At 41.8% G+C, this 13,704-nt stretch carries 11 protein-coding genes and 1 pseudogene; 6 read left to right on the top strand and 6 right to left on the bottom strand.

The window, feature by feature from the left end:
* Nucleotides 1–412: 412 nt before the first annotated feature.
* Nucleotides 413–1,714 (top strand): ATP-binding protein, encoded by a 1,302-nt coding sequence (locus Q0541_RS28750; protein WP_298919342.1) that lies wholly within the window; start codon nucleotides 413–415, stop codon nucleotides 1,712–1,714.
* Nucleotides 1,715–1,782: 68 nt separating this feature from the next.
* Nucleotides 1,783–2,907, top strand: a complete 1,125-nt coding sequence (locus Q0541_RS28745; RefSeq protein WP_298919340.1) for a hybrid sensor histidine kinase/response regulator — start codon at nucleotides 1,783–1,785, stop codon at nucleotides 2,905–2,907.
* A gap of 287 nt (nucleotides 2,908–3,194) precedes the next feature.
* Here Q0541_RS28745 and Q0541_RS28740 read toward each other — a convergent pair whose 3' ends face one another.
* Complete coding sequence (locus tag Q0541_RS28740) at nucleotides 3,195–4,808, bottom strand: RtcB family protein (RefSeq protein ID WP_298919338.1); 1,614 nt, start codon at nucleotides 4,806–4,808, stop codon at nucleotides 3,195–3,197.
* A 390-nt stretch (nucleotides 4,809–5,198) separates the two neighbouring features.
* On the opposite strand from Q0541_RS28740, the gene Q0541_RS28735 reads away from it, so the two are divergent.
* Genes Q0541_RS28735 through Q0541_RS28725 form a run of 3 tightly spaced genes read left to right on the top strand, consistent with a single transcriptional unit; the run spans nucleotide 5,199 to nucleotide 8,005 of the window.
* Nucleotides 5,199–5,393 (top strand): heavy-metal-associated domain-containing protein, encoded by a 195-nt coding sequence (locus Q0541_RS28735; protein ID WP_273764231.1) that lies wholly within the window; start codon nucleotides 5,199–5,201, stop codon nucleotides 5,391–5,393.
* A gap of 43 nt (nucleotides 5,394–5,436) precedes the next feature.
* Entirely contained in the window at nucleotides 5,437–7,758 is a 2,322-nt protein-coding gene (locus tag Q0541_RS28730) for a heavy metal translocating P-type ATPase (RefSeq protein ID WP_298919334.1), read from the top strand.
* A 19-nt stretch (nucleotides 7,759–7,777) separates the two neighbouring features.
* Nucleotides 7,778–8,005: a hypothetical protein gene (locus Q0541_RS28725; protein ID WP_298919332.1), complete on the top strand. Its 228-nt coding sequence runs from the start codon at nucleotides 7,778–7,780 to the stop codon at nucleotides 8,003–8,005.
* 287 nt (nucleotides 8,006–8,292) lie between these two features.
* Here Q0541_RS28725 and Q0541_RS28720 read toward each other — a convergent pair whose 3' ends face one another.
* Nucleotides 8,293–8,718 carry a heavy metal-responsive transcriptional regulator gene (locus Q0541_RS28720; RefSeq protein ID WP_298919330.1) on the bottom strand — a complete coding sequence of 142 codons (426 nt, stop codon included), beginning with the start codon at nucleotides 8,716–8,718 and terminating at the stop codon, nucleotides 8,293–8,295.
* Nucleotides 8,719–9,039: 321 nt separating this feature from the next.
* Here Q0541_RS28720 and Q0541_RS28715 point away from each other — a divergent pair, with 321 nt between their 5' ends.
* Nucleotides 9,040–10,128: an aromatic ring-hydroxylating dioxygenase subunit alpha gene (locus Q0541_RS28715; protein ID WP_298919328.1), complete on the top strand. Its 1,089-nt coding sequence runs from the start codon at nucleotides 9,040–9,042 to the stop codon at nucleotides 10,126–10,128.
* A gap of 361 nt (nucleotides 10,129–10,489) precedes the next feature.
* On the opposite strand, the gene Q0541_RS28710 is transcribed toward Q0541_RS28715, so the two are convergent.
* From Q0541_RS28710 to Q0541_RS28695, 4 genes and pseudogenes are all read right to left on the bottom strand, one after another.
* The gene (locus tag Q0541_RS28710) at nucleotides 10,490–11,533 is read right to left on the bottom strand and encodes a caspase family protein (RefSeq protein ID WP_298919326.1); all 1,044 of its coding nucleotides are present in this window, start codon (nucleotides 11,531–11,533) and stop codon (nucleotides 10,490–10,492) included.
* On the bottom strand, nucleotides 11,530–11,727 hold the full coding sequence (locus tag Q0541_RS28705; RefSeq protein WP_366941938.1) for a HEAT repeat domain-containing protein: 198 nt from the start codon (nucleotides 11,725–11,727) through the stop codon (nucleotides 11,530–11,532). Before Q0541_RS28705 ends, Q0541_RS28710 begins: the two co-directional genes overlap by 4 nt.
* 48 nt (nucleotides 11,728–11,775) lie before the next feature.
* Complete coding sequence (locus tag Q0541_RS28700) at nucleotides 11,776–12,972, bottom strand: HAMP domain-containing sensor histidine kinase (protein WP_298919321.1); 1,197 nt, start codon at nucleotides 12,970–12,972, stop codon at nucleotides 11,776–11,778.
* 220 nt (nucleotides 12,973–13,192) lie between these two features.
* Nucleotides 13,193–13,372, bottom strand: a pseudogene (locus tag Q0541_RS28695) (ISNCY family transposase); the annotation flags it as partial.
* Between the last annotated feature and the right edge of the window lie 332 nt (nucleotides 13,373–13,704).

Here is a 13,704-nt window from a genome sequence, read left to right as displayed (position 1 = left end):
GGCTTATGGTAGACGATAAATGGTATGCAACTCTGACCAATGGGTGACGACGGTCGCTTGCTGACTCATTTACAATTGTTTTAAGCTTAGTAAAGTATTTTATTTTACTTTATATCAGCTCTAACTGTTGTCTTCAGAGCAATAGTTTTCAGTTTATTAATTGCTAATTGTTTTAAAACTATTAGTCATTAACTAGGAGTTGAATTCCAATATTCGGGTAAATTAACCAGATTGAGAAGACAACAGACTGAATTCAACCTAAAGAGAAGTATTGGATATTATACAAAATGCCTTAGTTAATCAAGTAAGTGAGAAATTTTAGATGTCCGAAAATCTTATATTCTTTAGTTGGATAATCTCAAAAAAGAAACATTATACATCAATCTATCTTTGGCGGCAAAAATAAAAACTGATGAAACAGACGCTGAAAATTTTGGTTGTAGACGATAACGAAGTTGACCGGATGGCAGTCCGTGATGCGCTGACTAAAGCAGGTGTTCAAATGGAACTGTTTGAAGTAAGCGATGGCAATGATGCGCTTTCTGCCTTAAACACTACTGCCTATGATTGTGTTTTCTTCGACTATCGCTTACCAGATCAGCATGGACTAACCTTTATTCAACAGCTACGTTCTTCAAAAATTAAAGTTCCTTCAGTAGTCCTAACTGCTCAAGGAGATGAACAAATTGCTGTGCAATTAATCAAAGCTGGTGCTACAGAATATCTATCTAAGTCTAAGATATCTCCAGAAATGTTGGTACAGGTTTTGCGGAGTGCGATTCGGATTTATTGGGCTGAAACGCAAGCAGCTTTGGTAAACCAGCAGCTCAGAGAAAGTCATGAACAACTCATTCGTAAGAACCAAGAATTGGAAAGACAACAGCAACAGATTCAAATGCAAAACTTCAAGCTATTGGAGGTATCACAGCTAAAATCACATTTTTTGGCAACCATGTCCCACGAACTCAGAACGCCGATGAATGCGATTATTGGTTTTTCGCAAATACTGTTCCGTTCTAAGTTCGGTCAACTATCGCACCAGCAAGCAGATATGGTTGAGCGGATCTTGAATAATGGGAAGCATTTGCTGATGCTAGTCAATGAAGTTCTTGACTTTTCCAAGTTGGAGGCAGGACGATTAGACTTAAAGGCGGAAATATTTGATGTATCAAAGGTAATAAATCTCGCTGTAGGTGAAATGCGTTCCCTTGCTGATGCCAAAAATCTATCATTGTTAGTGCAAACCGATTTGCAAAACACTTTGGTATTTAATGATCCGGTTCGGATCAAACAGATTTTAATTAACCTGCTTTCCAACGCCATTAAGTTCACAGAGTCTGGGGAAATTTGGGTTGAGGTTAAGGAACTACCTGCAAGTCGAGTGACAATTGTTGTTCGGGATACAGGTATTGGCATAGCGCCCAGAGATTTTAAACGTATTTTTGAAGCATTTCGGCAAGTCGATCAAACTATCACTCGCAAATATCCAGGTACAGGTTTGGGTTTGGCAATTATAGATTCGCTAGTGCGAATTATGGGCGGCAAAATTTTTCTTGATAGCAAATTGGGGAGCGGTTCAATGTTTAAAATTGAATTGCCGCGTCAAATCACATTATCCACTGAAGCAGCCGATGCTCCAGATGTACAGTTAAATGGCGATGATATTTTTAGCAGAGCTAAAAATCCGCATCATTCATCTTCTCAAACTAGGTAAGCAGCAATAGGATATCCGAAATTTAAACTATAAATTACTTTCAAAAAACTGATAAAAGTTGATAAATTATGTCTGTAGTTGAAAATAATAAAATTTCTCGTATCCTCGCAGTTGATGATACTCTAGATAATCTCATTTTGGTTCAAGCAATTTTAGAAAGTGAGGGCTATGAAATTGATTTGGTTTCAGATGGAATAAAGGCTTTGCGGCAAGTTGAAGAATCTCCACCTGATCTGATTCTGTTAGATGTGATGATGCCGGGAATCGATGGTTATGAAGTCACACGTCGGATTCGGAATAACCCAGCAATTAGTTATATTCCAATTTTGTTAATTACTGCCTTTCACGAATCTAGCGTTGTCGAAGGTTTAGATGCTGGTGCTGACGACTTTATTCGTAAACCATTTGATACCGATGAACTACTGGCAAGGGTGCGATCGCTGTTGCGTCTCAAGCACAGTCTGGATGAACAACAAAAAATGGCCCGCCAACGGGAAGACTTTGTTTCGCGTCTGACTCATGATTTGCGAACTCCTCTAGTAGCCGCCGATCGCATGTTGAATTTGTTTGAGATGGAAACATTCTGCAAAATCTCGCCGGAAATGAAACAGGCGATCGCAGTCATGATTCGCAGTAACCAAAATTTGATGGAAATGGTGAACACTCTCCTAGAAGTCTATCGCTTCGAGGCAGGTAAAAAAACGTTGAATTGGGAAATATGCGATTTACGTGAGATATCTCAAGAAGTAGTGAGCGAACTAAGTCCTCTAACTGGTGAAAAAGGTTTGACTCTGGAAATAGACAGCCGTGAATTAGACTCACAGGGAAAAAACGCTGGTATTATTATGGGCGATCGCTTGGAACTACGCCGGGTGCTAAATAACTTGATCGCAAATGCGATCAAATTTACAGATACAGGAGGCATCACAATCCGCATTTTTGAAAAATCACCTCATCCAGGAAATCAAGATTCGGTAACAATCGAGATCCAAGATACAGGATATGGGATTGCGCCAGAAGATCAGGCAACAATTTTCAAGCGATTTCGCCAAGGTAAACATAAACGCTCAGGTAGTGGCTTAGGACTACATCTATCCCATCGGATTGTAGAAGCGCACGCAGGAACTATCCAGGTCACCTCTGAAGTAGGTAAAGGTAGTTTGTTCACTGTGCAACTACCTAAAAACACTTAAGTTTTCTCCTTCATTTTTATAATAATTAAAAATTAAATATTATCTCCCACAAAGGTAAACAGCGATGTCTACGAATAGCTAAAGCTAAAGCTTATCTAAATCTAAAAGCAAGTTGATTTGCTCATGAGTACCTATCCTTATTTGAAGAGATAGGGTTGTAAAAGCTGAAATTTCTTTTACTCCCCTAATTACACTTTATCGTTCAATCAGGTGGCAAAAAAGTCTGGAACTACATTTAGATAAATCTAGCTGCAATAATTCATTGCCTTTGACTAATTCATAATCTTTTACGCCTTAAACGTTAACACTGGACTCAATCGCGCCACAACATCCACCATTTCTGCCTCAACCTGCACATCAATCACAGACTGAATCGGTTTGTAGGCGACGGGTGCTTCTTCAATTCGGCGTTCTTCACGCAAAGTGATGCAGTCTATCCCAGTTAATCCCAGTTCTGCCTGACTTTGGGATGCACCTTTGCGGTTGAGGTCAAAGCGAGAATAAATTCTTCCCGCCCCATGTGAGGCTGAATTACAAAATGCTGGATTGCCTCTACCCACCATCAGATAAGAATAAGCACCCATTGAACCAGGGATAATCACTGGTTGCCCTACATGGGCTGGACTTGCGCCCTTGCGTGTTACCCACTTCTCAATTTTGGATTTTGGTGAGGTAGCCCCCGTCTTCTCTACGAGACGCTCCGCGAAGGCGGTTCCCGTCGTTAGCGCTAGCGGTAGCGAGGAACGAGCGTCTGGGGGACTGCCGAACCCGAAGGGATTTTGGATTTTGGATTGTAGAGACGTTGTACCCAATGTCTCTACATCTTCAAGTTGTGGCAAGGTGATGTTATGCGGCAAGTCATAAACTAGAGGTGCTTCCACATCTTTGTATACTTCCCGTAAACGCAGACGCAGCAGTTCCGCTAGCAACAGGCGATTCACAAAGGCATAGTTAGCAGCAGTAGCCTCAGCTTGCAGGTAACTAGTGACTAGTTCGGGGTGAGAATAAGTAGAGAGAGGAAAAATCTGCGAATCAGGGTACTTTAGACCTTTTTGCCAAGTCGCTTTAGCTTTATCTCGCCACATTCCCCCAATATACTTACCCACGTTTCGAGAACCAGAGTGAATCATAAAAGCTAGCTGTCCCTCGCGCACTCCCCAGGCGTGGGCAAGTGGGCGATTTTCGACTTTATCAACCCGTTGCACTTCTACAAAATGGTTGCCGCCGCCAATGGTTGCTAGTCCACCATCGCGTACTAGTCCAGCATCGGGAACCAATTCTTCAGGCGCAAGTTTCCAATCACCATCCATTGAACCACCTAAAAAGATGCGATCGCTCTCTTGGGCAAGTTGTTGCAAATCAGACTTGACTACACTCCCCGTAGGCTGATCTAGCATGGCATCCAGCCAACCGGGAACTCCGTACTGAAATAGCGATCGCATTGCGTCAGCAGTCATCGTCACATCACGTGTACCGAAGAAGTAATCCCCCTTCATCCGTTCTACGAATTGGTCACGTTTTGCCAGAAATTCCTCGATTGTCAAATCAACAACATGCAGGCGCATCCCACAGTTAATATCAGAACCGACAGCGCCAGGGATGATCTGACCCACAGTTTCCACAACTGAACCAATGGCAACACCCGCATCACCTGGGTGAAAGTCAGGCGTAGCACAGGCACGACACACGCATCCACCTGACGGGTGGCGAACGCTTGCCAAATTCGCTAACTGCTTCAGTGCCTTTGCTTCTACGGGGAAGCCTTCTGGCAGTAGCACTTCTGCTACAGGGGCATCAGGAGAATTAACTAAACGAACTGAATAAGTGCGATTATTGTAAGTTACATCCAAACCCTGCCGCTCTAAAGCACGCAGGAGACGTTTCAGATTTTTTGGCTGCATAAAAACTCCAAATAGAGCCTTAAAAAAGACTCTTTGTTGTGAAGAGATTTAGGAGACTTGGGTTCAGCAGCCGCGTCTCAAGTGGTGCGGAGGGTCATTTTCCCAGAACTGTGGGGAAAACAACAGGTTATATAGCCTTAATAACACATACTTGCATCGGAAGACAAGTGTTTTGTAGTATCTTGTATTTTTTGCAATTTATGTACTACGTCTGTAAAGAAATTTGAAGTTTAGCTAAAAACTTTTAAAATTCTCTAGACTCTCCAGCCGGCTAGAGAGTCTAGGATGAATTCAAGGCGACTTTCTTTCCAGTTATTTCTGACTGTTGATGGTTGTCCCTCAGTCATCTAGTTTGATCTGGCTAGGTTGTTCATTTTATCCCGTAAATCTATGACTCTCCAACTCACAGTTCCCAATATGGCTTGTTCTGCTTGTGCAGGCACCATTACCAAAGCACTTCAGGCAGTCGATGCTAACGCCAGCATTCAGGCTGATCCTACAACCAAGCTTGTCAGTGTAGAAACTCAAGCATCAGAAACAGCAATTAAGGAAGCGTTGGCTGCTGCTGGCTATCCAGTTGCTTAATCTTTAAGATCCTCCCACATCAATCACGGCGGTTCATCTAGTTATGGATACTCTCACACTCAAACTTCGAGGCATGAGTTGCGCCGCTTGCGCCAACAACATCGAAAAGGCAATTCGCTCTGTTCCTGGGGTGATTGACTGCAACGTTAACTTTGGAGCCGAACAAGCCGCTATCAATTACGATCGCTCTCTAGCCAATTTGGAGAAAATCCAAGCTGCTATAGATGCTGCGGGATACTCTTCCTACTCACTCCAGGAAGAAATGCTCTCTGAAGAAGATGATGCCGAGAAAGCCAGTAGGCAAGCATTACAACGCCAACTCTCCCTCAAGGTAGTGATGGGAGGTGTAATCAGCATTTTCCTACTTTTGGGGTCGTTGCCCATGATGACTGGGCTGAACTTGCCCTTAATTCCAAGCTTCCTGCAAAATCCTTGGGTAGAGTTAGTGCTGACAACACCCGTCGTGTTCTGGTGTGGTGGATCTTTTTACCGGAATGGCTGGAAAACCCTGAAGCGCCATACGGCGACAATGGACACGCTGATTGCTTTGGGTACAAGTGCAGCGTATTTATATTCTTTGTTTGTCACTGTTTTCCCGAAATTTTTTATTGCTCAGGGCTTGATACCTCATATTTATTATGAAGTTGCCGCGATTGTCATTACCTTAATTTTGTTAGGGCGGTTGTTGGAAAATCGTGCTAGGGGACAAACTTCTGAAGCCATCCGCAAACTTATTGGACTGCAAGCTAGAGATGCCAGAGTTATCCGCGATGGTAGGGAAATTGATGTTCCCATCACCGAAGTCAGAATCAACGATGTGATTTTGGTGCGTCCTGGGGAAAAGATTCCGGTAGATGGCGAAGTGATTACAGGCGCTTCGACGGTAGATGAAGCGATGGTGACGGGTGAAAGTTTGCCAGTTAAAAAGCAGCCAGGAGATGAGGTAATTGGGGCGACGATTAATGGTGCGGGTGCATTTGAATTTCGGGTGACACGAGTCGGAAATGATACGTTTTTGGCTCAAATCGTCAAACTAGTGCAACAAGCCCAAGGTTCTAAAGCCCCAATTCAGCGTTTGGCAGATCAGGTGACAGGATGGTTTGTCCCAGCTGTGATTGCGATCGCGATCGCCACTTTCATCATTTGGTTTAACTTCACAGGTAACCTCACCCTAGCAACAATGACAACGGTGGGTGTACTGATTATCGCTTGTCCTTGTGCTTTGGGTTTAGCTACCCCCACTTCTGTAATGGTGGGGACGGGCAAAGGTGCAGAAAATGGCATTTTGATTAAGGGTGCAGACAGCTTAGAACTAGCACACAAAATTCAAACCATTGTTTTAGATAAAACTGGCACTTTGACTCAGGGGAAACCTACAGTTACAGACTTTGTGACTGTCAACGGTACAGCTAATGGTAATGAAATCAAGCTTTTACAGTTAGCAGCAACGGTGGAACGCAATTCTGAGCATCCTTTAGCATCAGCAGTGGTGAAATATGCCCAGTCTCAAAAAGTGAGTTTAACAGAGGCAAAGAACTTTCAGGCGATCGCAGGTAGTGGTGTGCAAGCAGTTGTTTCAAATCAGCTAGTGCAAATTGGTACACAACGCTGGTTAACAGAACTTGGAATTAACACCATGAGTCTTCAGCAGTATAAAGATGCATGGGAAGCGGTTGGTAAAACAGTCATTTTGATTGCTGTAGATGGCGAACTACAAGGAATAATGGGTATTGCTGATGCCCTCAAACCTTCATCAGCAGCAGTAGTGAAAGCTTTACAGAAGTTAGGTTTAGAAGTAGTAATGCTCACCGGAGACAATCGTAAAACTGCTGATGCGATCGCTCTACAAGTTGGCATCCAGCGAATCTTTGCCGAAGTGCGTCCAGATCAAAAGGCAGCGATTATTCAATCTCTGCAAGGGGAGATAAAGAGATTTCCCAAATCCAAAATCCCAAATCGTTCGACTGAGCGTAGCCGAAGTCTAAAATCTAAAATTGTTGCAATGGTCGGTGATGGCATAAATGATGCGCCAGCCCTAGCACAAGCTGATGTGGGAATTGCTATTGGTACGGGAACAGATGTGGCGATCGCTGCTAGCGATATCACCCTAATTTCTGGAGATTTGCAAGGAATTGTCACAGCAATTCAACTTAGCCGCGCCACCATCAATAATATCAGGCAAAATCTCTTCTTTGCCTTTATTTACAACGTCATTGGTATTCCTATTGCGGCTGGAATTCTGTTCCCCATCTTTGGTTGCTTACTCAATCCAATTATCGCCGGAGCTGCGATGGCTCTTTCTTCGCTCTCTGTTGTTAGCAACGCTCTACGATTGCGTAACTTTCAACCAAAAGCTACTTCATAATTTCAGGATAATTTAGGAAATGTTCAGTAAAAAAATGCTTTGGGGAAGCCTTACAGCTTTAGTGCTGCTCACTGGAACATCAGATGTAACATTAGCAGAAATGCCAGCCCACTCGTCAGAGCAAACCAGCCAATTTCACCGCATTGAGCAACCTTTAGGCTTGAAAGTTGGTGTTGCGATCGGTGGTTTAGCCTTAATTGGATTAGAGTTGTGGTGGTTCCTTGTCTATAAAAATTCTGAGTCGTGAAAGGATTTCTTAAAAGTCGTTAGTGATGTATCAAAAACTTTTAGATCCCCCCTAGCCCTCCTAAAAAAGGGGGGAACCGGAGTTCAAAGTTCTGAATATAGCGCTTCTCAATTGCATGGAATACAGACCTAACCCCCAACCGCTTCCCTGCAAGGGAAGTAAGGTTTCAGGCTTTTATTAATCATTCTTTGATAGGAAATTGAGATGCTGTCGTTGCTCCAGAACTTGGGGATTTTGCCCCAAGTCTGACCAAGCTTGATTTTGTGCAGTTTCACAAAAAATTAATATCAGCACTGAGGGGTGTTTTGGATAATGGGACAAATTGTGTCTTTATGCTGTCTGCCATTATTCTTCCAGCCTGATAGTAATCCATCTATTTCAGACCGTAAAGTTAACAACTGATCGATTTGCTGATCAATTTGTAAGAGCTTGTTTTCGAGCTTTTCTTTAATTTCACCACAGGGAGCTTGTCCTTGGTCATAAACCTGAAGAATATTTCCAATCTCCTCTAAGCTAAGACCAAGATTTTGTGCCCTTTTAATAAAAGCTAGACGAGTCAGCACATCCAATGAAAACTGGCGGAAGCCTCCCTCTGTTCGTCTTGATGATTTGAGTAAGCCTAAACTCTCGTAATAGCGAATTGTCCTGATGGAGATTCCGCTTATATCTGTTACCTGACCAATCAAAAGCAGTTTTGTCTCCTGAGTTAACACCGCATATTTTCCCAAATATTGTAATTATTATTACATACTTTTCTAATTTATTAACTCATTTTATTTAGCAAAATATTGGCATCAGTAATTTAAACTTTTATCTAATTAAAGATTTTATTAAGTCACTACATACCTTTAATAATTTCCGCTGATTTACTTAACTTTAACATTTTTAGTGAATAAATTTAACTCCATATTTTACATCTCTAATTTTATCCATTGATAGGGTAACTGTTTGTCATGGTACTGAAAGTAACTGTTTTTTTTTAGTTTGTATGTTATTTCTAGATCAACTGCTTCACCTCAAGTGAAACTATAAAAATGAATCTCAACTCGCAGACTTTTAGCTCAACCCGTAAACCTAAAAATTTCAATAATCCAGAGCGTTTTATTGAGGGATGGTATTGGGTAATACCCTCTCAAAATCTGCGGGTAGGTGAAGTAAAACCTGTCACGATTTTGGGCAGAGAATTAGCGATTTACCGTGGTAAAGACAAAAGAGTAGTTACCTTTGATGCCTACTGTCCGCATATGGGCGCTCACCTTGCTGAAGGCAAAGTTGAGGGTAATGCACTACGTTGTTTTTTCCACCACTGGAAGTTTGATGCTGAAGGGATGTGTATTGATATCCCATGTTTAGATACGCCATTTTCCTTAAAGTTACAAACTTGGCCCACTGCTGAAAAGTACGGGATGATTTGGGTTTGGACTGGAGAAATACCACAGCAACCTCTACCTTTTGTTCCAGAGTTAGAAGAAAAAGAGTGTGATGTTGCTATTACTTCCCATTTTGTGATGAACTGTCACCCAAATGTGGTAATGATTAATGCAATCGATGCTCAACATCTCAATGCAGTTCACAAACTGCCAATAGAAATTATCTTTGAAAGGCAGGAACTGAATGAAAATGCTGTTATCTTTAGTAACACTACACCAATCAACGAAAATTTCTTTTTTATCAAGCTCATCCGTCCATTTTACAAAAAGGCCATAACTTATAGTGTTTGCTATTGGTACGGCAGCACTGGCATAGTAACAATTGGGCCAGATTTTTTCCATGTCCACAGTATGTTTACCTTACGCCTCCTCGAAGGAGGAAAAGCTGAAGGTCAGATCCTGTTAATTACTAAGAAAGGTAAGGGAATTTTTGGTTGGTTATACAATCAAGTTGCGCTATGGCTGACTAACATTGTAGGCAAGTACTTTCTCATGGGTGACATTAAGATTGTCCAAACAATTCAGTTTGATTTAAAAACTCCCATCAAAGCAGATCAGTCAGTTATGCAGTTTATTAACTATGTTGAAAAACAGCAATCCCTAATGTGGGGGACTTGGCAAGAAGCGCGATCGCGTGATGTGGAGAGCAAGCCCAAGCGTGAGAGATGGCAAGATACAATGAGTAATGACTAATATCATGTCTATATGACCAGAATTTTGTCAGACTGCCTAGAGAGTACAAAACTGTAGTTTAACAGGCTAATTATTTTATGGTCAATTAAACGGACATGATATAACAACTAATAAAAGTTAAAAGTTCAACAAATTACTTTTAACTTTTAATTTATTTTTCCTGGGGTACCAGATCAATAAAAAGAAGTGGCAAAGCCACTTCCTAATTCCCAGGTAGAACCTAAGTCATGAGTATAACCACTACAAAAAATTGAAATAGTATAAACAAACACCAATTAACTGAATATCTCTATTTTCCTTGTTTTCTAGGTGGGGAAATCCTGATTTTCATTTGCCAAATAACTGTATATTTACATAAGTCTCATGATTGCAATGCAGACTCAATTTTATCCAGTTCATCGCCAAGATGTGCCAGTTTTGCCTCTTCATCAAGAAGCTGCTGTTCTAATTGAAACTTAACGGCGGTACCAGCCTCAATTGCTACAGCTTTTTTCATCTGCTTAAACTTCTCGCTGCGGATGTCAAATTCTGCCTGAAGTGCGTCTAGTTTTTGCTGCGATCGCCGTCGCCCTCCAGGAGTTAAGCTAGTAGCAGATGGGCTAGTTTCAATAGTTGCTGCTTCACCAGGCAAAAATTTACTTCCACCTGCGTAATAGCAAAGGGGAAAATTATCGCCCAAATCCAGCACTTTATTTACAAACGGGTGTTGCGGCCCTGATGCTCTTTTTGGCACTTGGTCAAACAAGTAAACTAAAATATCAAGAATACGTGCATAGCCATCCTTATTCACTGCTGCTTTCCCTTGCAAGGCTGACAATAAGCAATCTGTGAAAGCACTGTAGGGTTGACCCGTGTAGGAATATTCGTCTTCCCGCGAAGAAGCAACCACAACTCGACCGCTTCCGGTTCCTAGCACATTTAACAGTTCCGGCGGTAAGGGCGATTTTACAAAGGTTTCCCCTGGTTCCTTTAAAGCTGGAACGCCACCAGCATGACAGCAATCTAATAAAACTACAAGTTTACGCGCTGTAATTGCTTCAATCTTTTGGGTAAATTCTACACCTGAGATAGCTGTGTCTGCGCGTTGGCTGGGGTTATAACCGAACGGTACAAGGAAGTATTCATTGGTACGCTGGATGCGTCCACCGTGACCAGAGTAGTAAATGATCACTGTTGCATCAGGATTTTGATTTACCTGGGCGATGATTTGGTCAAAAGCTGCGAGGATATTTTGCCGAGTTGCAGAGGTTTCGGTTAGCAGTGTGACTTGTTCTGATGCATAGGCAGCGCGATCGCCATCAATCAGTATATCTCGTATAGCTGTTGCATCGAGGACTGTGACTGGTAAATCAGCACCTACGCCAATGAGTAATGCATAACCGTTGGTAAAAGTTTGGTTTGTCATACGGTGGGTGAGGAATGCGATCGCCTTTTATACTCTATAACTTGTGGAGAGGTGCGATCGCATCCCCTTTGACCGAGTTGGTCTATTTTGATATAATAAGTGATACGCTTTAAACCAGAGTCAGCATTCTGACGAACATCTGGATCTGAATCTTTCAATCCTTCAATTAGGAAAGGGACAGCAACCTCTGGCAAAGAGAAACAAGTTAGTGCTAAATCTTAATTACGAATTACGAATTAATATTATATCTGAGCGCTCAGTTCTGATGGTAAAATTACTGTAAATGTAGAACCTTTTCCTAGCTGTGAATTTACTTTAATCTCGCCATGCATTAACTGGACAAATTGAGAGACTATTGCTAAACCTAATCCTGTACCATCAATATTTTGTACTTGGGGATAAGTTACGGCACGAAAATAGGGATTGAAGATTTGTGTTTGAGCCTCTGGGGAAATACCAATACCACTATCAGTAACAGAGATAGCCCACTGCTGTTGAGATTCCATCCAGCACTTTAAAAGAATTGAACCTGTTTGTGTATAGCGAATTGCATTACTCAGCAAATTGGTAACAATTTGCTGAAGCCGGAGTGGATCTGTAGTAACTTGCTTGGGAGCGTGATCACAATCAACTACTAAAGATAATTCTTTGGCCTGCGCTAACGGTTCAATCATCTCTATAACTAAGTTGATTAAATCATGTACATCAGTGAGACTTGGCTGCAATATCATTTGCCCGGTATCATAACGCGAAATTTCTAGAGTATCGTTGATTAAACGGACAAGAAGCCTACCATTCTTGAGGACTCGCTCGATACTTTCAAGATTTGTATAAGAATCCTTAAGTTCTGGTTGTTGACGCTGCTGACGTAAAAATAAGTCTGCGTAACCAATAATTGAAGTTAGGGGCGTTTTCAGTTCGTGAGCCAACTGAGATAGATTTTCTTTACTGGCACGAACTAAACGAGTTAGTTCTTGATTAGTCAACCGCAACTGACTTTGCAGTTGTTTAAACTCTTGTATTCGCCCTTGGGTGTAACTGTGAAAACAACGGGCGATCGCTTCATCAATTATCATATCAATCAGGCGAACCGCCCGTAATACCTCTTGCGGAGACGCATTTAATAAATCTTCTTCTAAATAAGAAAAAATCACAAGTCTGAGTAAACGATACTCTCGTGCAATTTCTGCTGGCTCAAATCCTTGTTCAGCGCGAAGTGTCCCGTGTTCCAGGCTTGCATCCACTACCGTCTGTAAATCGCTGGTTGCTGATTCAGAAAGTACTGTTGCTAATGCTTTCAAAACGCGCGGCAAGCTATTTCGTACAGCTTTAAAAGTTAGCTCTTTAGTAGCTTCGATTTGTTCATCCTGGTAAACTGCTTTTACCCATTGTTCAACAATGGCATTACTTTTCTGACTTAGAGTTTGACTAAAATCCATCTTATGCTCAATCCAAGACACTAAGCGGGAAGTCCCTTTGGCTAAAGCTAGCTTAGTCCGTTTAAGGTAATGTTGGCAACTGAAGCAGGACTTACGCAACTGGCACAAAGGTTTCGGCAACTGTGCTGCAAAATAGATAACAGAAAACTGTAAAACCCTTTCGATATCTAACTTTGAATTATATCTTGAATCACCGAAAACCTGATAAGTGATCCGTTTGCTCCAACACTCTGAAAATCTCCCAAAACATCGGAAATATCTGAGATGGTTCTACCTCGTCGAGCAAATCTCGGATACGGTTATCGCTTGGAATCTGATGCACACCAAACAGGCTTTGGGCATTATTATGCCCTTTGTTCTCTGCCATTGAGCATTGATAGGCGAGAAAACAAGGGGTTTGTAGTAAAAAACAGACTAGACGCGCTTAAATTTGCATCAGTAATTTACAAGTTCCAGACTTAGTACAGCATTTCATTAATTTGTAACGAATTAAATTTGGCAATACCTTGCAATGTTAATGTGTCGGTGGCATTGTTAATGCGTTCCTCTGCAATACCAATGCATCCCAATACAATGTTAATGCGTCGGCTGCATTGTTAATGCGTCTCAATACAATGTTAATGCGTCGGCTGCATTGTTAATGCGTCTCAATACAATGTTAATGCATCGGCTGCATTGTTAATGCGTCCCCTTGCAATGCCAATGCATCCCAATACAATGTTAATGCGTCGG

The organism is uncultured Nostoc sp., assembly GCF_937863485.1.
Lineage (GTDB): Bacteria > Cyanobacteriota > Cyanobacteriia > Cyanobacteriales > Nostocaceae > Nostoc.
This window is presented reverse-complemented; position numbering and strand designations above follow the sequence as displayed.